This window comes from Streptomyces sp. ADI95-16, assembly GCF_003721495.1.
Taxonomy (GTDB): Bacteria; Actinomycetota; Actinomycetes; order Streptomycetales; family Streptomycetaceae; genus Streptomyces; species Streptomyces goshikiensis.
In genome coordinates this window covers 488,816-510,176 of the sequence record NZ_CP033581.1, presented here as the reverse complement: position 1 = coordinate 510,176, position 21,361 = coordinate 488,816, and the positions used below count along the sequence as shown (strand labels likewise).

The window sequence follows — 21,361 nt, the reverse complement described above, 5'->3', positions numbered from 1 at the left end:
GGGGCGGCGGGCGGGTGCCGGGATCAGCCCGCGGTGCCCGCAAGGGCGCTGTCGGGGACCCAAGAGCCGTGGATTCCGGCGGTCACCCGGTGGGGCAGGTGGACGGTGGCGATCCGATCGAGGCCGGAGGCATCGAGAACCAGCAGCTGCGAGGCGTCCTGCTTGAGGTCGGAGACCACGGTCAGCAGATAGCCGTCGTCCTCGCAGGTGGCCCGGGCGGCGGGGACGAAGACCGCTTCGCTGGGCATCCGGGCGTCGCCCACCTGGTGGATGCGGCGGGCGCCGGTGGTGCGGTCGTACTTGACGACGCCGTAGCCGCCGAAGCCCCTCTCGTCGGGGAAGTAGATGGCGTACTGGTAGCGGTTCTCGGCGCCCAGGTAGTCCTCGTTGAGGGTCGGGAACTCCACCGGCAGGTCGTCGATGATCTGCTCGCCCACCGTGCCGTCGGTCATGTCGATGACCCAGCGCCGGGTGTAGGAGCGGGAGCCGGGCTCGCTGCCGCGCCCGGGTGCGCCGACCCACCAGTTCCAGGAGAGCCGGAAGCCCTCGCGGTCCACGGTGGGGCCTTCCAGGACGATGCGGCCCTGGCCGTCCTCGTAGGCGTTGGCGACGTGGAGCATGTTGCCCGGTTCGATGGAGAACCAGCGGATCTGTCCGGCGCCGTCGCCTCCGCGCGGCATGACACCGATCCGGGCGGGCTGCCGGTCGCTCCAGCTGTAGGGGATGCCGGAGTGCTCGGCGGGGTCGAAGGTGACGTTGCCCTCGACGAACACCACGTGGCGGCGGGTGAGGGCGAAGTCGTGCTTGAGCGAGGCGGTCGCTCCCGGAACCTCGGCGCTGTGGATGACCTCGCCCTTGGCGTCGGCGACGTAGTAGGTGAGGAACGGCGGGAACGGCGAGGACCCGAAGAAGTGGAGCTCCCCGGTCACCGGGTCCTCCTTGGGGTGCGCGGTCATCGCGCCGCGCAGCTTCCCGTCGAAGTCGTGGGCGCCGACGGTCTCCAGCTCCGGGGTGAGCTCGAAGGGCAGGTTCGCCTCGCACAGGGCCAGGAGGCGGCCGCCGTGTTCGATGACGTGGGTGCCGGCGGTGCTGGCGGTCAGGTCGGGGCCGCGCTCGGTCATGTACGGGGCGCCGTCGAGGGCGGGGGTGTGCACCCAGCGGTTGCGGTACCACTCGGCGCGGCCCGCGCGCAGGCGGATGCCGTGCACCATGCCGCTGCCCTTGAACCAGTGGGTCGGGGTCACGCCGGGCTTGGGGTTGTGTCCGTTGCGCAGCAGCCGGCCGGTCAGCTCGGGCGGCAGGGAGCCCTCGACGGTGAGGCCGGTGGCGGTGACCTCCTCGGGGAGCGGGGTGTAGTGGCCGGTCAGGTACGGCTTGCTGGTGGTCATCGCAGAACTTCCCTTTCGTGGAACGTGCGTGGAGGTGGTGCTCGGTCAGGCGGCCCGTTCGGCCCGGGCCTTGAGACGGGTGCGACGGGTGGAGGTGGTGGCGGTGGAGGTGGTGGCGGAGGAGGGGGTGCGCGCCCCGGTGCGGCGGGTGAGGAGCAGCGCGAGGAGGGCCGTCACGGCCAGGACCGCGGCCGAGACCGAGAAGGCGGTGCGGTAGCCGGCGGTGAGGGCTTCCAGCGGGGCCTGATGGGCGGAGGCGTGGGCGGTGACGGAGCCGGCGAGGGTCGCCAGGGCCGCGAGGCCGATCGCCCCGCCGACCTGCCGGGTGGTGTTCACCAGCCCGCCGGCGAGACCCGCGTCCTCCCGGGGGACACCGTCCACCCCGAGCGCGGTGAGCTGGACGAAGGCGATGCTGAGGCCCAGACCGATCAGGACGGTCGGGCCGAGGAGATCGGCGAGGTAGCTGCCGTCGGCGCTGATCCGTGACAGCCACAGCAGTCCGGCGGCCTCGGTGAGCAGGGCCGCGGTCAACGCCGCGGTGGCGCCGACGCGCCGGGCGACCAGCGGGGCGAGAGCGGCGCCGATCATATTGGCCGCGGCGAACGGAAGTTGTCCCGCCCCGGTGACCAAGGGGCTCGCCCCGAGCACCTGTTGCTGGTAGAGGGGCAGGAAGAAGAACAGCGCGATCCACACGGAGCCCAGCAGAGCCATCAGCAGGTTGCCCGCGGCGACCCGGCCGGCGGCGAACAGGCGCGGCGGAACCAGTGCGTGGGGCCTGCGGAGCTCGATCACGGCGAAGGCCGCGAGGAGCACGGCGGCGGCGCCGAGCGCGCCCAGCACCCACGGGTCGGTCCACCCGGCGCCCCGCGCGGTGGTCAGGCCGTAGACCAGGCAGGTCAGGGCGAGGGTGACGGTGGCGGTGCCCAGCAGGTCGAACCGCCCGGCCCGCTGCCCGGCATCCCGCGGTACGAGTACGGCCACGGCGGCCGCGACGAGCGCCGATCCGAGCGCGACCGAGTGGAAGATCCAGGGCCAGCCCCACGCCTGGGTGAGCACACCGCCCAGCAGGACGCCGCCGGCTCCGCCCGCACCGGAGACCGCTCCCCACACGCCCAGCGCCCTGCCGCGCTCGGGGCCGGAGGGGAACCGGTCCATCGCCAGGGCCAGCGCGGCCGGCGCGATGGCCGCGGCGCCGAGGCCCTGGACGGCCCGGGCCGCGATCAGTACCCCGGCGGAGGTGGCCAGCCCCGCCGCCAGCGAGGCCAGTGCGAACAGGGCGAGCCCGGCGATCAGCACCCGGCGGCGGCCGAAGAGGTCGGCGAGCCGCCCGCCCGCCAGGAGCAGCGCCCCGAACGCCAGGCCGTAGGCGTTGACGACCCAGGTGGTTCCGCCGTCCGAGAGGCCGGCGCCGGCACGGATCTGGGGGAGCGCGACGTTGACGATCGAGGTGGCGAGCATGACCGTGAACTGGGCCGCGGCGAGCGCCGCGAGGACCGCTCCCGGGCGGGGGCCCCGTCTCGCTGCCGGGCCCGTCTGTGTGCGTGCTGCGTTCATGGCGCACAGACTCGTACCGGGCGGTGTCCACTATCCAGGCCCGGCGGGGACGGGCGCTGTCCACTCCTGTCCGCCCCTGTCCACCCGGCCCCGCCGAAGGCGTACGGCTGCCGCCCCTACCGGGGCCGCAGCTCCCGCTGCCACAACGCCTCGCACAGCATGTCCAGCCCCTGACGCAGGTGGCGGCGGTAGGTGCCGTACGGCAGCCCGAGGCGGCGGGCGGCGGCCTCCTGGGTCGGCGCACCGGAGAAGTGGCCCGCCGTCAGCGCCTCGCGGGCGCGCACTCCGCGCGGGTCACGGGCCAGGTCGTCCACGGCGCACCGCAGCAGGGCGCGCAACTCCCCGGCGGGGTCGTCGAAATCGGCCGCGAGCCGGCTGCGCATCAGCGCGCAGGCGGCGAAGGCGTCCGCGTCGCGCCAGTGCGCCAGCGCTTCGCGCACCGCCTGGTCGAACGCGGTGCGCGAGACGGGCGACGGCCCGGGCGGCGGGACGGTTGCCTCGGTGGCCGATATGAAGCGCTGGAGCCAGGCCTCCACGGGCACCTCGCGCCAGTCGACGCCGAACACCCCGTAGGTGTGCTCACCGACCCGCGGGCGCGCCCCCGTGTCGTGGAGGGTGCCCCGGACACGCTCGGCCCAGGTCTCGGCGTCCTGGTAGACCGCGAACCCGTAGGCGCGGCCGCGGGCGCGGGCCGCCTCCGCCTGTGCCCGTGAACTGCTCAGGTCGATGACGCGCGAGGGAACCTGGTACCGCTCGGGGTAGACCGAGAAGCGGCTGACACCGATGTGCTCGCCGGGACTCACCGGCGCGGTGGCATCGGTGTACCGCCACGCGGCGGCCACCACGGGGTCGGTGGCCAGGTCCTGGGGGTCGGCGGGGGCCGGCAGGGCCAGCCGGGCCGTGAACGCCACGATCCGGCCCGTGCTCACGAGCCGGTAGACGCTGAAGGCCTGCGGCTGGCGCCGCGCCCAGTAGCGGACGAGTTCCGCGGACGCGGCCCCCTCGGTCTCCTCTGTCATACGCAGTACGACATCGATGTCAGCGGGCTGTAGGGGACGGTCGTGGACCTCGTCCTCACGGGACCAGGAACGCAGCCGCGACAGCGTCGCGCCCTCCCGGAAGAGGTAGAAGAGCTCGTCGGTGACGGTCCACACCCGCTCCTCGGGGGCCTCGCGCAGGAGGCGCAGGTACTCGTCCGCCAGGCGCCGGCGCATCGCCTCGAAGGCGTTGGGCGCCCGCCAGCGCAGGTCGGCGGCGAGCGTCTCGCGCGCGGCGTCGTGCGGGTGGAGCCCGCGGTGGGTGGACTCGATGAAGGGCAGGTCCCGCAGCCAGGAGAAGAGCTGATGGGCGTCCTCCCCGGGCAGCACCGCGGCGAGCAGCTCCTCCGACGTCGAGTGCGCCTGCGCCGCCACCTCCAGGGCGCGCCGGTGGGCCGCCGTGGGCACCTCCCCGATCAGCCCCGCCAGCAGGGTGCGCAGGACGTCCGCCGTGGGGGCCCAGATCTCCTGCCTGCCGCAGCCCTCCGATCCCGCGGCGGCCGCGAGGGACAGGGCCAGCGGATTGCCGCCGGCGAAGCGGAGCACCCGCTCCCGTAGTTCGGGCCGGATCTCCGCCGCCACCAGCAGGCTACGGGCCTGCTCCTCGGAGAACGGCTCCAGTTCGCTCACGTGCAGGAGCCCGGACCAGGCGGGATCCGCGGTCCACTGCGGCTGCGGAGCCCGCCGCCCGGCGAGGACGACCAGGGTGTCGTCGGCGGCGCGGGGCAGGAAGTGGTGCCACAGCCAGCTCTCCAGCCACTGGCAGTGCTCGAAGGAGTCCACGAACAGGACCGTGCCCGGAACGTCCAGGAAGGGACCGGCGGCCTGCTCGAAGTCCACCGGGTCCCGGCTGACGAACCGGCCGTCGAGTTCGACGAGCAGCCGGCCCGCCGCGCGGGCGTGGTCCGCCAGGCGCCGCAGCAGGGTCGACTTCCCTATGCCGCCCGGCCCGTACGCGTAGAACGCGAACGGCGCCCGCGGATCGCCCGCCAACGCCGCGCCGAAGCGGCCGAGTTCCTCGTCCCGGCCCACGAAGGCCCGTACGCGCGCTCTGCTGAGTCTTTCCCCCACGGACACCATGGCGGCTCCCATCCCCTTGTTCCAGGCCCGATTCCGCCTCCGGGGCCGCTACTTCGTCGGTGATCCTAACGGAGCCTGCGGGCAGGCCGGTTGTGTCACTTCACGAACCCGGGGCTCAAGTCGTCGGCGCCGCAGGGGGATACGGAGATCCGGCCGTAGGCCACGGCCGGCGCCGCGTCAGCGTACGGGGGTGAAGTCCAGCGACAGCGAGACGGGGCCCCGGGTGTACAGACCGGCCTCCCGGTAGCGGAAGCCGGGGCTGAAGCGGACCCGGTCGAACCGGGGCAGGAGCATCGCGGCCACCGTCTCGATCTCGGCGCGCGCGAAGGCCGCGCCGACGCACTGGTGGAGTCCGCTGCCGAACGAAAGGTGCTGCGCGGCCGCGGTGAAGGAACGGGCGGTGCCCAGGTCCGGGCGGTGGATGTCGAAGGAGTCCGGGGCGCCGAAGGCGGCGGGGTCGCGATTGGCCGCGCCGATCACGCAGAAGACGGTGGCGCCCGCCGGGACGGTCTCGCCGGCGAACACGGCCTCCTCCTCCGCCTGGCGGGGAATCAGCTGGACCGGCGGGGTGTAGCGCAGGGTCTCGGCGATCGCGGCGGTCAGCAGCTCAGGGTCCTCACGGACCTCGGCCAGCTGCCCGGGGTGGTCGATCAGGTGCTTGAAGAGCAGGCCGAGGGTCTTGTCCGCGGGCTCGGTGGCGGCGGCCAGGACGTTGATGATCAGGGCGGTGACATCGCGATCGCTCATGGCGATGCCGTCGAACCCGGCGGTGCACAGCTTCGATATCAGGTCCTCGCCGGGGTGGCGGCGCCGGTCTTCGATGACGGGGAGGAGGTACGCCTCCAACTGCTCGGCGCACTCCAGGCAGTGCCGGCGGCGCTCGGGGGTGAGGGCGAGACTGGTGATGAACTCGGCGACCCCGCTGTGCCAGGCGGCCACCCGCCGCGCGTCCCGTCTGTCCAGGCCGAGGACGTCGAGCGTCACGTTGATGGCGAAGGGCTTGCCGAAGTCGTTGACCAGGTCCATCCGGCCCCGGGCGAGGAAAGGGGCCATGATCTCGGCGGCGTTGGCGTGGATGGCGCGCAGCTGGTCCTGGAGGGCCTGGCCGGTGAAGGCCCGGACGACGATCCCCCGCTTGGCGGTGTGCTCGGCCCCGGTCATCTGCGCGAGGACCGGCCCGCGCATCACCGGCTCGGCGCGCACCTGAAGCGTCTCGGTCGTGAACGCCTCGTGATCGGTCAGCACCCGCTTGACGTCCTCGTGGCGGGAGAGGAAGTAGCTGTCGATCGCCGGCTCGTAGTGCACCGGAGCCCGCTCCCGCAACTGTGCGAAGTGGCGGTACGGGTCAGCGGAGAAGTCCTCGGACAGGACGCTGAAACGGGGGGTGACCTGGGGCATGGTGAAGAAGACCTCTCAGAACACGCGGTGCGCGGTGTGCGGAAGGAGCAGGAGCCGGGGAGGCTGGGAGGCTCGCCCGCGCTACAGGACGAGCGAATGGCAGCACAGGTTGCGTTCGCGGCGGCGCGCGGCGCAAGGGGTGCGCGACGGCCTCGGCCCCCGCTTCGGAGGCCGTCGGCGTCGGCGGGCCCCAGCCGGGGCGTTCAGCCGGGTTGTTCAGCCGGGGCGTTCAGCGTCGCGGCGGGTGGGCGGCCAGCCAGTGGCGCGCGATCTGTTCGCGCGTGGCGATCCAGGCCCCGCCGCGCTGCGCGACGTGCTTCAGGAAGCCGTCGAGCGCGCGGATCCGGCCCGGCCGGCCGATGATCCGGCAGTGCAGGCCGACGCTCATCATGCGGGGGCGGTCACCGCCCTCGGCGTGGAGCGCGTCGAACGTGTCGATGAGGTAGGTGAGCATGTCGTCGGCGGTCGTGAAGCCGTGCACGAGCAGGAACTTGCAGTCGTTCGCGTCGAGGCTGTACGGCACCACGAGGTGCGGGCGCCCGGCCGCCTCGACGTAGAACGGCAGGTCGTCCGAGTAGTCGTCGGAGTCGTAGAGGAAGCCGCCCTCCGCCGCGACCAGCCGCCGGGTGTGGGGGCTCGTCCGGCCGGTGTACCAGCCGACGGGCCGGCGGCCGGTGAGCCGCTCGATCGTCGCGATCGAGTACGCGATGTCGGCGCGCTCGGTGTCCTGCGGTACGTGGCGGTAGTCGATCCAGCGCCGGCCGTGGCTCGCCACCTCCCAGCCGGCCGTCCCCATCGCCCGTGCCGCGTCCGGGTTGAGTTCCAGGGCCCGCGCCACCGCGTAGACGGTCAGCGGCGCCCCGTGCGCCAAGAGCGTGCGGTGGACGCGCCAGAAACCGGCGCGCGAGCCGTAGGCGAACATCGACTCGACGTTCAGGTCGCGCCCGCCGACCACGGGCGGCGCGCCGACGAGCTCGTGGAGGAAACCCTCGGAGGCGGGGTCGCCCTCCAGGACGCTTTGCTCGCCGCCCTCCTCGTAGTTGAGGACGAGGCTCACGGCGACGCGGGCGCCGCCGGGCCAGGCGGCGTGCGGCGGCTCGGCGCCGTAACCGGCGAGGTCGCGCGGGTGCTCGGACACGGGCCGCACCCTATCGCCGATCGGTCGCCGGAGGCGCCGGGGAACGCCGAGAGACGGGCACGCGGCGCTATATCGAAATTCCGCGGGGAATACCACCCCGACAGAAAGGGGCGCGGCCGAAATCGCATCGGAATTCTGTGCGAATTTCGATGCGCGTGTAAGGGCCCGCACGCCGCCGACCTCCGGTTGAACCGTTGTTCGCCCTGCGCCGGTTCGATTCGGCGGCCCCTCGCCGCCCCGTCAATGGCGCGTAATGCGTCCTCCGGTCCGATGAACTACAACGAAATCGCCCTTCAGGTCAGTTGGCCGTAGTTAGGCTCCCGCCCACCGGTCAGAAGATCCCTCAATCCATGGTTCGAGGAAGTCGATGGCGCAAGAAAACATTCCACCTGAAGTCCGCCGCCCGCAGGCGCCGGCCCACTGGCCGCTGCTGGTGATCGCGGCCGTCACCGCCGCCTGCGTGGCCGGAACACTGTTTTCCTCCTCGGAACCGGTCGTCTTCGTCTGGACGGCCCTGGGCGCCTCCTGCACCGCCGCGGCGCTCGTCGAGGCCATGCGGCGCGGCCGCGCCACGGCGGACGGGCGCGCCCGCGTCGCCGAACTCCAGCACGCCCTGTCCCGACAGGAAGACGAGGCCGTCCGCCTCTCCGAGGTGGTGCTGACCGAGGCCATCGCCCGCCTGCGCAAGGGGGAGTTGCCCGAGGAGGTGCTGAACTCCGTGGGCGGTCGCGCGGGGCGCAGCGCCCGGTGGGGCACGGACGGAGCCCTGACGCCGCGCTTCCGGACCGCTCTGCGGACCGTACTGGCCCGGGTGGTCGACGCCGTCGACAACGAGGAGAGCCTGCGCGACTCGGCCCAGCGGGCGTTCGTGAACATCGCCCGGCGCGTACAGGCGATCGTCCATCAACAGGCACACGAAATGCGGGAGATGGAGGAGCGGCACGGCCGCAATCCCGACGTGTTCGGCGACCTCCTGCGCCTCGACCACGGCACCGCCCTGGTCGGCCGGCTCGCGGACTCCATCTCGGTCCTGGGCGGGGCCCGCCCCGGTCGCCAGTGGAGCAGGGCCGTCACGCTGTACAGCGTCATGAGGGGCGCGATGTCGAGGATCATCGACTACCAGCGGGTCGAGCTCCACTCGGTCTCCGAGGTCGCCGTCGTGGGGCCCGTCGTCGAACCGCTGATCCACGCCCTGGCCGAGCTGCTGGACAACGCCACCCGGTACTCGCCGCCGCACACCCGGGTCCACCTCACGGCCGTCGAGGTGCAGTCGGGAATCGCCGTGGAGATCGAGGACGGCGGCCTCAGCATGAGCGACGAGGCCCGCCGCCGGGCCGAGCGGCTCCTCGCGCAGGCACAGTCCGGCATCGACCTCAACGACCTGGGCGAGACACCGAGGCTCGGGCTGGCGGTGGTCGGGCGCCTCGCGCAGGCGTACGGCTTCCAGGTCTCCCTGCGTTCCTCCGCGTACGGCGGCGTCCGCGCCGTCGTGATCGTCCCGCAGCACCTGATCACCACGGCGTCCGCCGCCACCGGCCTCGCCCACGGCATCGGTTCCTCCTCGGGGCCCCGGGTGGTGTCGCCCACCGCGCGCGAACACCCCGTCGACCACATGGCGTCCGGCGAGCCCGGCCCGTCCGGCGCACCCGGAGCGTTCGGTGCGCCCACCGCGCCCGGAGCGTTCGGTGTCCCGGCCGCAGCCGGCCCGTCGACCTGGCCCGGCCCGCCCGTGAGCCGGCCGGCAGCGACGCCGATGGCAGGGCCGATGCCGACACCGCTTCCCGAGCCGACCGTCACCGGCGAAGGCACGCCGGTCACCTCACGCACCGCCACCGGTCTGCCGCAACGGCGGCGGAAGGACCGTGCCACCACCTCCGACGTCTCTCCCGCCACAGCGCCGCTGCCGACGGCGGACGCAGGCCCCGGCATGTGGCTGGAGGCGTTCCACAGCGGACTGTCCGGCGCGCCCGGCCAGGACGGCGAGGGCGTGTCGGGTTCAGCGACCGAAGGGGCGTAACACAGTGATCACACAGCGAAGCAGCAGCATGGACTGGATGCTCAAGGACCTGGCCGTGGGTGTGCCGCAGACCCGGCACGTCATCGTGCTGTCCGCGGACGGCCTGTGCGTGGCCCAGTACGGGGCCGAGACCGACACCGCCGACCGGCTGGCGGCGGCCTGCGCCGGCCTGCAGAGCCTGGCCGGCGCCGTGGCCGCGGAACTGCCCCACTCCAAGGGCCGGATGCGTCTGGTCGTCATCGAGATGGACGGGGGCTTCTTCTACCTCATGGCCGCCGGTGACGGCTCCTACCTGGCCGTCCTCGCCGACGAGGGCGTCGACGCCGGGCTGATGGGCGCGCAGATGCGCAATCTGGTGACCCGTCTGGGCGACCACCTGAGCACTCCGCCCCGACATGACGGGCAACCCGAGTGAGTGAGCCGCCCGGAAGCTGGGAGGACGGCGGCCCCGAACGGCTCTACGTCATCACGGGCGGGCGCAGCGAACCGTCCATCGCGACCCGGCTCGACCTCGTGAGCCTGGTCGTCGCCCGGGCGGCCGTCCGGCCCGAGATGCAGCCCGAGCAGGCGGCCATCCTCCGGATGTGCCAGGCACCCCTGGCCGTGGCCGAGATCGCCGCCCACGCGGGTCTGCCGGTGAGCGCGGTCATCGTGCTCGTCGCGGACCTGCTGGCCGCCCAACGCGTACACGTCCGGCCACCCGTTCCCGCCGCCCAGCTACCCGACCTTGCTCTGATCGAGGCAGTGATCGATGGACTTCAGAGACTCTGACGCACCCGCCGGGCCCCGTGGCGCGGACGTGCTCCCGCAGACGGCGGCCGCCGCCGTCAAGGTCGTCGTCGTCGGCGGCTTCGGCGTCGGCAAGACGACGATGGTGGGAGCCGTCAGCGAGATCAAACCGCTGACGACCGAGGAGACCATGACCCGCGCGGGCATAGGCGTCGACGACACCCGCGGAGTGACCCGCAAGACCACGACGACCGTCGCCATGGACTTCGGCCGCATCAGCATCAACGACGAACTCGTGCTCTACCTGTTCGGAACCCCGGGCCAGGAGCGCTTCTGGTTCCTGTGGCGCGGTCTCTTCGAAGGCGCGCTCGGCGCCGTCGTGCTCCTCGACACCCGCCGGCTGGAGATCAGCTTCGACGTGATCGGCCGGCTGGAGGAGCGGGGCGTGCCCTTCGTCGTGGCCGTCAACTCCTTCCCCGGTGCCCCCGAGCACCCGGTCGAAGAACTGCGCGAGGCCCTCGACCTGCCCCCGGCGGTCCCGATCCTCGTGTGCGACGCCAGAAGGCGGGACTCGTCCCGCGATGTCCTGCTGACCCTCATGCGCTACCTGTACTCGCAGGCGGCAACCCAGGAGGCAATGTGAGTACCCGTCCCACCCCGCCGCCGGAGTGCCCGGCCCACGCCCCCGGCGCCGCGGGCGGCCTGCACCGGCTGCACGGACCGGAGGCGGAAGCCGACCCGATGGGGCTGTACGAGAAACTGCGGGCCGAGTACGGTCCGGTGGCCCCCGTACTGGTCAGCGGGGACCTCCCGGCGTGGCTGGTCCTCGGTCACCGCGAGAACCTGGACGTGGCGCGCACCCCGTCCAGGTTCGCCCGCGACCCGCGGGGCTGGCGGGACATGCGGGAGGGCAGGGTCCCGGCGGACACCCCGCTGGGACCGATGGTGACCTGGGTGCCGGTGTGCAACTTCACGGACGGCCCCGTCCAGGAGCGGCTGCGCGGCGCCGTCGTGGAGTCCCTGGAGCGCTTCGACAAGCGCGGCATCCGCCGCTACGTGACGCGCTTCGCCAACCAGCTCGTCGACAGGATCGCCGGGGACGGGCACGCCGACCTGGTGGCCGCCTTCTCCGACCAGCTCCCCATGCTGGTGATGACGCAACTCGTCGGAGCCCCCGACGAACACGGACCCCTGCTGGTCAACGCGGCCCGCGACATGCTCCAGGGCACGGAGACGGCCCTGCAGAGCGACCGCTACGTCACCGTCACGCTGGAGCAGCTGGTCGCGGACCGGAAGGCCGAACCCGCCCGGGACCTCGCCTCGTGGCTGCTGGAACACCCGGCCAACCTGAGCGACACCGAGGTGCTCATGCACCTGCGCGTCGTGCTGATCGCGGCGTACGAGACCACCGCGAACCTGATCGCCAACACGCTGCGGACCGTGCTGACCGACCAGCGGTTCCGCGCCAGCCTCTCCGGCGGCCACATGACCCTGCCGGACGCCCTGGAGCAGGTCCTCTGGGACGAGCCGCCGATCAACACGATCATCGGGCGCTGGGCCACCGGGGACACGGTCCTCGGCGGCCGGCACGTGAAGGCCGGCGACATGGTCCTGCTCGGGCTCGCCGCGGGCAACGCCGACCCCCAGATCAGGCCCGACGCGACCGCCTCCGTCCGGGGCAACCGTTCGCACCTCGCGTTCAGCAGCGGCCCGCACGAGTGCCCCGGCCAGGACATCGGCCGCGCCATCGCCGACACCGGCATCGAAGTGCTGCTCGACCGCCTCCCCGACGTACGGCTGGCGATCGACGCGAGTGAACTGCGGTGGCACGGCACCCTCATGTCGCGCCACCTGCTGTCACTGCCGGTACGGTTTGCCCCGCGCCCCGTCAAGGACGCCCAGCCGCAACCGCATCCGTACCAGGAACAGCCCGCGGCCTTCCCGCCGGCCCCACCGGCCCCGCCGGTCCCGCCGCAGCCACCGGCCCCGCCGCAGCCGCCGGTCGCGCCCGCTCCGGCCGGCCACCGCCGCAAGGGCGGCTGGTGGCACCGGCTCCTCGGCCGCCGCTGACGCGAGCGCGCTTCGCCCCGGGGGGCCCGCCCGGCACGGACGCTGTTGGTTAATTCGGCCCTTCGCGTGACGTCGGCCTTCAAGACCCGGTTGTGGTCTTGAAGGCCGACGTTGTTGTTTGGGGTGGGTGCGGGTGTCGATGCAGCCGAAGGATTCGGGGAAGATTCCGGCGGAGACGGTGCGGGTGGCGGGGGCTGCGTTCCCGAAGGGGAGTCTTGCGATCCGGGTCAGGGACGAGCTGGGGCCGCTGTTCACGGACGAGGGATTCGCGGACCTGTTCGCGGCCCGGGGCAGGCCCGCCTGGTCGCCTGGGCGACTCGCGCTGGTTTTGGTGCTGCAGTTCGTCGAGGGGCTGACCGACCGGCAGGCCGCAGAGGCGGTGCGGGCGCGGATCGACTTCAAGTACGCCCTCGGCCTGGAGCTGGACGATCCGGGGTTTGACTTCTCGGTGCTGTCGGAGTTCCGGGACCGGCTGGTGGAGGTGGATGCCGGGCGGCGGGTGCTGGACGGCGTCCTGAGTGCGGCCCGGGAGAAGGGCCTGCTCAAGACGGCGGGCCGGGCCCGCACCGATGCCACGCATGTGCTCTCGTCGGCGCGCGAGCTGTCCTGGCTGGAGATGGTGGCCGAGACCCTGCGCTCGGCGCTGAACGCGCTCGCCCGGGCCGCTGGTGACTGGCTGGCGGGCATCGCGGAGCCGGACTGGTTCAAGCATTACGCCACGAGGGCCGAGGACTCCCGGTTCCCCAAGGCCCACGCCAAACGCGACGCGGTGGGCTCACGGATCGGCCGGGACGGGACGCGCCTGCTGGCAGCGGTCTTCGCCACCGATGCCCCGCCGGCCCTGCGCGCGCTCGCGGAGGTGGAGACGCTGCGTCAGGTCTGGGTCCAGCACTTCCACCCGGGGTGGACGGCGAGGTGATGCGCCGGGGCCCAAAAGACCGGGCGTCGGCCTCGATGCGCCTGCTCACTCCCTATGACCCCGACGCCCGCACCGGGATCAAACGGGACACCCTGTGGGACGGATACAAGGTCCACCTCACCGAGTCCTGCGGCGAGGACGCCCCGAACCTGGTCACCAACGTGGCAACCACCGTGGCCACGGTCGCGGACAGCGCGATGAACGAGGAGATCCACACGTCCCTCGCCGCACGGGGCTGCCTGCCCGCCGAGCACTGGGTGGATGCCGGGTATCCCACCGCCGCCCACATCCTTGCCGCCCGCACCGGGCACGGCATCGCACTGCACGGGCCGCTGGCCGGCAACACTTCGTCCCAGGCCAAGGGCGCCTTCGGGCTGGACGCGTTCACCATCGACTGGGAACGTCGGCATGTGTCCTGCCCCAGCGGGGTCACCGCCACGGACTGGTATCCCCGCACCGATTCCAAGGGTCTGCCGGTCATCCGTGTGCGGTTCCCCGCCAGCCGCTGCGGAAACTGCCCCGACCTGCGCTCATGTGTCAGCTCGGCCACCGGCCGCCGCAGGGAACTCATGCTGCGACAGCAGCAGGCCGAACACGACACCATCCGCACCGTGCGAGCCGAGCAACAGACCGACGCCTGGAAAGAGCGTTACAAGATCCGCGCCGGCGTCGAAGGAACCATCTCCCAAGCCGTAGGACGCTGCGGCCTGCGCAGATCACGCTACCGGGGCCTGACCAAGACCAGCCTCCAGCACCAACTCACCGCGGCTGCGATCAACCTCGCCCGCATCGACGCCCACCTCACCGACACACCACGAGCCCCCACCCGCACCAGCCACTTCGCAGCACTGTGCCCCGCCGAGCTGACGCTCGACGGGGCACAGCAAGGACCGAATTGACCAACAGCGTCCGGCACGGGCCGGGCCCCCCGGTTTCTCTCAGGCGCGCAGGTGGGTCCACCACGGGGCGAGGGCCGGCAGATCCGGCGGCCCCGTCCCGGGGTCGGCGGGCAGATCGGAGTACCGGACCGCGAACCGCGCGTGCTCCAGGGGCAGCTGGTGGCGGTTGCGCGGGCTGGCGTACCGCGGCGCCCGGCTCTGCCAGGTGATGCACCCGGCCACGTAGTGCTCCAGCGCCTCCAGCCGGCGCCGCAGCGGGGCGTCCGCCCCGGCCGCCAACTGCGCCCGGAGCGCGAGGAAGAGGGTCATCACCCGATCGCGCAGGGCCACCGCCGCCGGTACCGCCTCGGCGGGCGGACAGTCCTCCTGGTGGGCGATGACGTTGATCAGGTTCACCTCCCTCGGCACCAGGTGGTCGTCCTTGTCGTAAGAGAAGAGGTCGTTGTCGGCGCTGACGACGAAACCCGCCGCGTCGGTCAGTGCCTCCAGCGCGGGGGAGTAGAGCACGTCAGCCGGCAACCGGATGTCCCGCGCGACGTCCGACCAGGTCAGCGAGAAGCGGGTGCCGTTCGCCAGGGACCCCAGGGCGGCGAAGTCGTTCAGGGCGGGCATCGCCCCGGTCTCCGCCCCCGCCGCCTGCCAGGCCGCCCCGAGCAGCCAGTCACGCGTCCCCTCGACGAACCTGCGCAACTGGAAGGGGGTCAGGAGCGCGTGGGTACGGCGTACGAGGTCCGCCAGGGCGCGGGTCACAGCACTGTCGGGGAGCAGGGCCGCGCCCGGATCCTGGAGGGTGCGGACCAGTCGCGCGCCGTGGTCGACGACGGCCGCGGTCCGTACCTCGGCGGCGCCCGAGTCCTGCCAGTCGTCGACGGCGTTGGCCCAGTAGTTCCACTCGGTGAACAGCAGCAGGGCCTCCACGTCCCCCTCGGGAATGAGGCGGCAGGAGAAGTCGGCGCTGTGCGTGGCGAGCCCCCACGCCCGCTCCACCGGATCCCGGTACAGGCCGAAGGCGTCCAGCCATTCGACCGCGCGGGCCTCCACCTGCTTCGCCTCGGGATGTACGAGGCCCTGCGGCAGCGGGCAGTAGAAGGCGGGCAGTCGCGGGCCGAGGCGGGAGGGGCGAGGGCGGTGAGCCGTGGCCATCAGCTCCCCCCGATCCGGAAGAGCAGGAGCCGCGTCTCCAGGGCGTGATCGCGCCAGAGGCGGAAGAGCTTGCTGTGCGCGATCGTGGACTCGCCGAGCCGCTCCCGGGTCCAGGTGCCGCCCCGGCCGCCCGCGCGCAGCCGGTCGAGTTCGGCGGTGTTCCAGGCCATGGACTGCAACCAGAACTCCGCCACCGCGTCGGTGACGTCCTCGTCCTGCTCCAGCTCGAAGCCGGCCGCCTCCGCCGCCGCCAGGTACTCGGCACGGGTGCCGAGCCGGGTTCTGTAGTAGCCGTCGACGAAGTCGCGCCACTCGGGCCGGCACACGAAGTGCTCCTGGATGCCGAACCACCCTCCGGGCTTCAGCGCCTTCGCGACGACCTCGAAGAGCCGGGCCCGGTCGGTGTAGCCGCTGCTCTCGTTGGCGTACGCGGCGTCGTAGACCCGGGTGACGTCCAGGTCGTGCACGTTCCCCGGTACGGCATCGACCTTGTCCTCGACGCCCGCCCGCCGCGCGAAGCGCCGGATGATCGGCACGTGCTCCGCCGCGACCGTGAGCCCCGTGACCGAGGCACCGTGTTCCTGCGCCCAGTACAGGGCGGCGCCCCCGAGCCCGCAGCCGATGTCGAGCACCCGGCCGGGCGGCGCCTCGTACGCGTTCCAGGAACGGGCCGCGTGCTCGACTATTCGCTCCTGCGCGGCGACCAGGCGGCGTCCCAGCGCTCTCTGGGAAACCGTGACGTGCGGGGTGGCGCCGTCGGCGAACAGCCCCACGTGGAAGTGGACGCGGGGGCCGGGGCCGTACTTCTGGAGGATGTCGCCCGTCTTGCGGCTGTAGTAGAGCCGCACCCGCTCGTCGTCGGTCTCGCCCTGGTCGCTGCCTAAGGACGATACGAATGGTGTGACGCTCACGTGGTGTCCGTCCCTCCGGGCCAGGGCCGGTTCCCGGGCAGGCGTAGCCGCTCTCGCCCGGTGCGCACCGGCATTCTGTTGAAGCACGGATCATCGTGGCACTTCGTGGGCGTCGCGTCAGCCCTCACGGACAGCACAGGACACGTAGGGCGCAGAAGAATGCTTTTTGCGGCACGCCGTACGACGAACAGACGTCGGCCCCAGGCGTCCCAGTCGTCCCGGGCATCCCAGCCGTCCCGTGCGCGTCCCGCGCCCCGTCAGTGCCGGAAGGCGCTCTCGTCCCCCGGCTCGGACTCCAGCGCCTCGCGGTCGAACGTCAGCATGCCGAGGAAGAACAGCCCTCCCAGCAGGAGCAGCCCGCCGACGATCACGACGGCGGTGAGCGCCTCGGCGGGCGTCACGAGGACGAACAGCGCGACGAGCGTCCACGCCAGCGCGCAGACCGCGACCGGCAGTTCGAGGCGGCCCAGGTCGAACGCGCCCTTCTGGCGGGCCAGGTGCCGGCGGACCACCAGGTAGAGGACGATCGTCGCACCGTAGATGAGGGCCGGGAGGATCGTGGAGGCCGTGATCAGCTCCAGCAGGGCGGCGCCCGGCAGCAGGACCATCAGGACGACCCCGAGCCCGAGGACCAGCAGCGTCGCGGGGACGGGCGTCCGGGTCCGGGGGCTGACCCGGCGCATCGTGCGGTGCGCGGGGAATCGGGAGTCGCGCGACATCGCGTAGATGAGCCGGGAGCAGGCGGTCATCACCACGATCCCGGCGCCGAAGAAGGCGAAGGTGATGGCGACCAGCAGCGTCTTCTCCGCCACCGCACCGAAGCGGTCCCGCATGATCGCGGCGACCGGCGAGGCCTCGTGGCTGATGCGGGGGACGTCCTCGATCGCGAGGGTGAGGGTGATGAGGAAGAGCATGCCCAGGACCCCGGCCGCCACGACCGACCCCACGATCGCGCGCGGGACGCTGCGGTAGGGGTCCTTGGCCTCCTCGGCCAGGTTGGCGGCCGAGTCGAAGCCGACGAGCGTGGCCAGGCCCATGATCATGGCGAGCATCAGCCCGCCGCCGACGGCGAAGTAGCCGGGAGCGTGCTCGGTGATCCCCCGGGAGGTGAGGTTGCCCGTGGAGCCGTCGCCGGTGACGGCGACGACGATCACGAGGGCGATCGCCACCACCACGACGAGCGCGAGTTCGAGCCCGACGGCGGCCGAGTTGATCCAGCCGACCAGACGCGTGGAGGCGATGGCCAGCAGAGCCTGGACGAGCAGCACCACCAGGGTGATGACGCGCGCGGTGCCCTCGTCCGCCGCGATGCCGGCGAGGGGCATGAACGCCTGACTGGCGAGGGCGTTGTCGATCGCGACCACGGCGATCGCCAGGTAGCAGAAGGTGAGCCAGCCGAACCACCAGCCCACCTTGGGGTCGCCCAGCCGTGAGGCCCACTGGTACGAGGACCCGCTGAGCGGGATGCGGGCCGCGAACTGCGCGACCACCAGCGCCACCAAGGTCTGTCCCACCGCCGCGACGAGCCACAGCCAGATCCCGACCGGCCCCGCCGTCACCAGTACCTCGTCGAAGGTCGCGAAGATCCCGACCGCGACCGAGATGAAGGCGAACGAGATCGCGAACACCTGGAAGGAGCCCAGGGTGCGCTTCAGCTCCTGCCGGTACCCTCCCGCCTCGACGGCGCTCTCGCTGTCCGGCCCCTCCGTCGGAGCTTGCGTCACTGCGGCCACCTCACTGTTCTTCGGGCTCCGGCCAGTATCACCTTTGGGCTGCTCCATCCCCTTTGCGGCATTCGGTGCGGGCCCGTTCCGTCACCCCTGCGGGGCGGGCCGTTCTGCGGATTTCTTCGGACATCCATCCGTGAGTCGATCGTGGTGGCGTAGCGGGCCGCGCTCGGCGCGATCGCGCCCCACCGCCCCGAGGCCCTCCGCGGTGCGGATCGACGGGAGTGGCCGGCCGGCGAGGGGGTGGTGACGGAGCGACTGCCGGGGCGGCCGGTGTGTTCCCCTTGCACACGCTCCCCACCCGTGCCGGCGCCGCCGGACGCGGCGCCCCGGCCCGAGTGATCCATCCCGGTCGGAACGCCGGTGATCCCCCGCCGTCGGCAGGGGACACGGCCGGGCCGCGAGGGCCTGCGCGCTCCTGCCGCGCGCCACCGGCGCGCCACGGCGCGGGACGCCGGGCCTACCGGCCCGTACGCCTGCCGGGGAGCGTTCGCGTTGCGCAACTGCCGTGCGCACGCCGTTGCGTGGGGCAAGAGGGGCCCTGAAACTCTGGGTTGTCGCACGGCGCCCGCCGAGAGGGGGGTGACCCCCAGGCCGCCGATCGTGCACAGCTTTCTTCTTCTCTTTCCCCTTCTTCTCGCTGACGCCTGGCTGCTGCCGCTTGCCGCTTGCCGCCTGCCCGTCTCCGTGTATGTCCCCGCGTCCAGGAGTCTTCGATGGACAACCAGTACGAGGCCTACACCTTCGCCGATCCGCTCTTCTACGAATCCCCGCGGCGCTGGGGCGCACAGGAGGAGTTCGAGGCCGCCACCCGCCCCCTGCCGGCCGGCTGGGAACGCGGCGACCTGGAGATGTGGTCCGTGGTGCGCCCTGCGGGCGTCGTCCTGCCGGACCAGGGATGGAAGATCCACGTGTCCTCGTGCGCGGCGGACGCCGAAGCGGTGCTGGAGACGCTCCACGACTACTGCCTGCGCCAACGCGTCACCTTCAAGTTCCTGCGCGGCCTGCCCATCCTCCAGGTGCAGAACTCCAAGTACGCCCCGCGCGGTTCCAGCGGGAAGTTCTGCACGGTCTACCCCGTCGACGACGCCGAACTGGAGCGATGTCTCGACGGCCTCGGCGCCCTCCTCGCGGGCCGGCGCGGACCGTACATCCTCAGCGACGCGCGCTGGGAGCAAGGCCCCCTCTACCTCCGTTACGGCGGCTTCGTCGAACGCCATTGCCGCGACGCCGCCGGTGAGCGCGTCCTCGCCCTCGCCGGACCCGACGGCCGACTGGTGCCGGACGTACGCGGGGCGGGGTTCTCCCTGCCCGACTGGGCGCCGGTGCCCGACTGCGTCGCATCCGCCGTCGCGGCCCGCCGCGCCACCCGTGGACCGGACCTGCCGTACACGGTGGAGCGCGTCCTGCACTTCTCCAACGCGGGCGGCGTCTACCTCGCCCGGCGCGCGGACGGCGATCCGCCGGTCGTGCTGAAGGAGGCGCGGCCCTACGCGGGCCTGGACCAGCGCGGGGTGGACGCCGTCACACGGCTGCGCCACGAGCACGAGGTGCTGACCCGGCTGGCGGGCATCCCCGGCGTCCCCGCGCTCCCCGGCGGCGATCCGGCCGTTCCCGGCGAGCAGAGCCTGTTCAGAGTGTGGGAACACGAGTTCCTCGCGCAGGAACACATCGAGGGGCAGTCCCTCAGCCAGTGGCTGACCGGCCACTACCCGTTGATCCACCCCGACCCCGACCCCGAGACCGTCGCCGCGTACACCCACGAGGCCCTGGGGCTGGTGGAGCGAATAGAACGGACCCTGGCCGCCATCCACGCCCGCGGAATGGTCTTCGGCGACCTCCATCCCCGCAACCTCATCGTCCGGCCGGACGGCGAGATCTGCTTCATCGACTTCGAACTCGCCAGTCCCGCGGCCGCCTTCGTCCGGCCGGCCCTCGGCGCAGCAGGCTTCACCGCCCCGGCCGGCTACAGCGGCTCCGACATCGACCACTACGGCCTGGCCGCCGTCCGGCTCTGGCTGTTCCTCCCCCTGGTCCAGCTCACCGCCCTGGATCCGGCCAAGGCGGACGAACTCGCGGACGTCATCGAGCGCCGCTTCCCGGTGCCCGCCGGCTACACGGAGCCCATCCGCCGGATGATCGCCGCCCCGCCCGCCCCCGCCCCGCCCGCCACCCGGACCGCCCGCCCCGGCATCGGCCACGGCCGGGAAGCGGCCCACGCCCTGCTCACCGCCACCCCGGCCGACTGGCCGCGGCTGCGCGACTCCCTGGCCGAGGGCATCACGGCGATGGCCACCCCGGACCGGACGGACCGTCTCTTCCCCGGGGACGTCGCCCAGTTCCGGCACGGCGGCCTCGGCATCGCCCACGGAGCGGCCGGCGCGCTCTACGCCCTGCACACCACGGGCGCCGCAGTGCGCGAGGAACACGTGCGCTGGCTGGTGGACGCCTCCCGCACCCGGATCACCGCCCCCGGCCTGTACTTCGGCGGACACGGCGTGGCCCACGTGCTGGACTTGCTGGGCGAGCGCGAGGCGGCCCTCACCCTGCTGCGGAGCCTGGAGGGGGTACGGGAGGACTCCACCGGCCCGTCCCTGGCCACCGGCGCCCCCGGCATCAGCCTGACGCTCCTGCACTTCGCCTCCGTCACGGGCGAGGCACGGCTGCTGGACGAGGCGCTCGCCCTCGCCCAGGGAGCCGCCGACACCCTGGAGAAGAACGGCCGCACCGACGGACGCCGGCCCGCCGGTCTCCTGGCCGGAGCCTCGGGAGCGGCCCTCGCCCTGATCCGCCTGTACGAGCACACCGGCGACGGCGTCCTGCTGGAGCGCGCCCGCACCTTGCTGGAAATCGACCTCGACCGCTGCCTCACCGTCGCCGACGGCACCACCCAGGTCGTCGACGGCCGGCGCGTGCTCCCGTACGTCGAAACCGGCAGCGCGGGCATCGGCCTCGTCCTGAACGCGCTCCTCGCGCACCTCCCCGACAGCCCGGCGGCGTCGTACGAGCCGAGCATCCGCCGGGCCGCCGAACCGGAGTTCATCATCCAGCCCGGACTCTTCAACGGGCGCGCCGGCCTGATCGGCTACCTGGCCCTCACCGCGGCCCGCGCGGATGCGCGGCACACCGGGCCCGGGCACACCGCGGCCCTCCTGGACCGCCACCGCGCCCTGCTGGCCCTCCACCAGATCACCTACCAGGGGCACCTCGCCTTCCCGGGAGACCAGTTGCTGCGGCTCTCCGCCGACCTGGCGACCGGCGCCGCCGGGGTGCTGCTTGCCCTCGGCACGGCCCTGGGCGGCACCCCCTTCCTGCCCTGGACAGGGTGACGGGCGCCTCGCGCGCCCCCAC

The 21,361-nt window shown here is 72.8% G+C and carries 14 protein-coding genes and 1 pseudogene; 7 read left to right on the top strand and 8 right to left on the bottom strand.

Annotated features, from left to right (window positions below):
* Positions 1–23 precede the first annotated feature (23 nt).
* From EES41_RS02610 to puuE, 5 genes are all read right to left on the bottom strand, one after another.
* Positions 24–1,388 carry a carotenoid oxygenase family protein gene (locus EES41_RS02610; RefSeq protein ID WP_123075293.1) on the bottom strand — a complete coding sequence of 455 codons (1,365 nt, stop codon included), beginning with the start codon at positions 1,386–1,388 and terminating at the stop codon, positions 24–26.
* A gap of 45 nt (positions 1,389–1,433) precedes the next feature.
* Complete coding sequence (locus tag EES41_RS02605) at positions 1,434–2,942, bottom strand: MFS transporter (protein WP_123075291.1); 1,509 nt, start codon at positions 2,940–2,942, stop codon at positions 1,434–1,436.
* 116 nt (positions 2,943–3,058) lie between these two features.
* The gene (locus EES41_RS02600; RefSeq protein ID WP_214353321.1) at positions 3,059–5,050 is read right to left on the bottom strand and encodes an ATP-binding protein; all 1,992 of its coding nucleotides are present in this window, start codon (positions 5,048–5,050) and stop codon (positions 3,059–3,061) included.
* Between the two features lie 186 nt (positions 5,051–5,236).
* Entirely contained in the window at positions 5,237–6,457 is a 1,221-nt protein-coding gene (locus EES41_RS02595) for a cytochrome P450, cyclodipeptide synthase-associated (RefSeq protein ID WP_123075287.1), read from the bottom strand.
* A 229-nt stretch (positions 6,458–6,686) separates the two neighbouring features.
* On the bottom strand, positions 6,687–7,595 hold the full coding sequence (gene puuE / locus EES41_RS02590) for an allantoinase PuuE (RefSeq protein ID WP_123075285.1): 909 nt from the start codon (positions 7,593–7,595) through the stop codon (positions 6,687–6,689).
* Positions 7,596–7,962: 367 nt separating this feature from the next.
* On the opposite strand from puuE, the gene EES41_RS02585 reads away from it, so the two are divergent.
* From EES41_RS02585 to EES41_RS02560, 6 genes and pseudogenes are all read left to right on the top strand, one after another.
* Positions 7,963–9,612 (top strand): sensor histidine kinase KdpD, encoded by a 1,650-nt coding sequence (locus tag EES41_RS02585; RefSeq protein WP_123075283.1) that lies wholly within the window; start codon positions 7,963–7,965, stop codon positions 9,610–9,612.
* A gap of 28 nt (positions 9,613–9,640) precedes the next feature.
* Complete coding sequence (locus tag EES41_RS02580; RefSeq protein WP_174261790.1) at positions 9,641–10,027, top strand: roadblock/LC7 domain-containing protein; 387 nt, start codon at positions 9,641–9,643, stop codon at positions 10,025–10,027.
* Positions 10,024–10,383 (top strand): DUF742 domain-containing protein, encoded by a 360-nt coding sequence (locus EES41_RS02575; RefSeq protein ID WP_123075281.1) that lies wholly within the window; start codon positions 10,024–10,026, stop codon positions 10,381–10,383. The genes EES41_RS02580 and EES41_RS02575 overlap by 4 nt, the downstream gene beginning before the upstream one ends.
* A complete protein-coding gene (locus EES41_RS02570; RefSeq protein ID WP_037789780.1) occupies positions 10,364–10,984 on the top strand; it encodes an ATP/GTP-binding protein in 621 nt (206 codons plus the stop codon). Before EES41_RS02575 ends, EES41_RS02570 begins: the two co-directional genes overlap by 20 nt.
* Positions 10,981–12,411 carry a cytochrome P450 gene (locus tag EES41_RS02565; protein WP_254211278.1) on the top strand — a complete coding sequence of 477 codons (1,431 nt, stop codon included), beginning with the start codon at positions 10,981–10,983 and terminating at the stop codon, positions 12,409–12,411. The genes EES41_RS02570 and EES41_RS02565 overlap by 4 nt, the downstream gene beginning before the upstream one ends.
* 133 nt (positions 12,412–12,544) lie before the next feature.
* Positions 12,545–14,229 (top strand): annotated as a pseudogene (locus tag EES41_RS02560) (IS1182 family transposase).
* Positions 14,230–14,268: 39 nt separating this feature from the next.
* Here the strand turns inward: EES41_RS02560 and EES41_RS02555 are convergent.
* From EES41_RS02555 to EES41_RS02545, 3 genes are all read right to left on the bottom strand, one after another.
* Positions 14,269–15,372, bottom strand: coding sequence for a hypothetical protein (locus EES41_RS02555; RefSeq protein ID WP_254211277.1), 1,104 nt, complete (start codon positions 15,370–15,372; stop codon positions 14,269–14,271).
* Positions 15,372–16,283, bottom strand: coding sequence for a cyclopropane-fatty-acyl-phospholipid synthase family protein (locus EES41_RS02550; RefSeq protein ID WP_254211276.1), 912 nt, complete (start codon positions 16,281–16,283; stop codon positions 15,372–15,374). The genes EES41_RS02555 and EES41_RS02550 overlap by 1 nt, the downstream gene beginning before the upstream one ends.
* 257 nt (positions 16,284–16,540) lie before the next feature.
* The gene (locus EES41_RS02545; protein ID WP_254211275.1) at positions 16,541–18,007 is read right to left on the bottom strand and encodes an APC family permease; all 1,467 of its coding nucleotides are present in this window, start codon (positions 18,005–18,007) and stop codon (positions 16,541–16,543) included.
* A gap of 719 nt (positions 18,008–18,726) precedes the next feature.
* Between EES41_RS02545 and lanKC the strand changes: the two genes are divergently transcribed.
* Positions 18,727–21,339: a class III lanthionine synthetase LanKC gene (gene lanKC / locus EES41_RS02540; RefSeq protein WP_123075273.1), complete on the top strand. Its 2,613-nt coding sequence runs from the start codon at positions 18,727–18,729 to the stop codon at positions 21,337–21,339.
* The last annotated feature ends 22 nt before the right edge of the window (positions 21,340–21,361 follow it).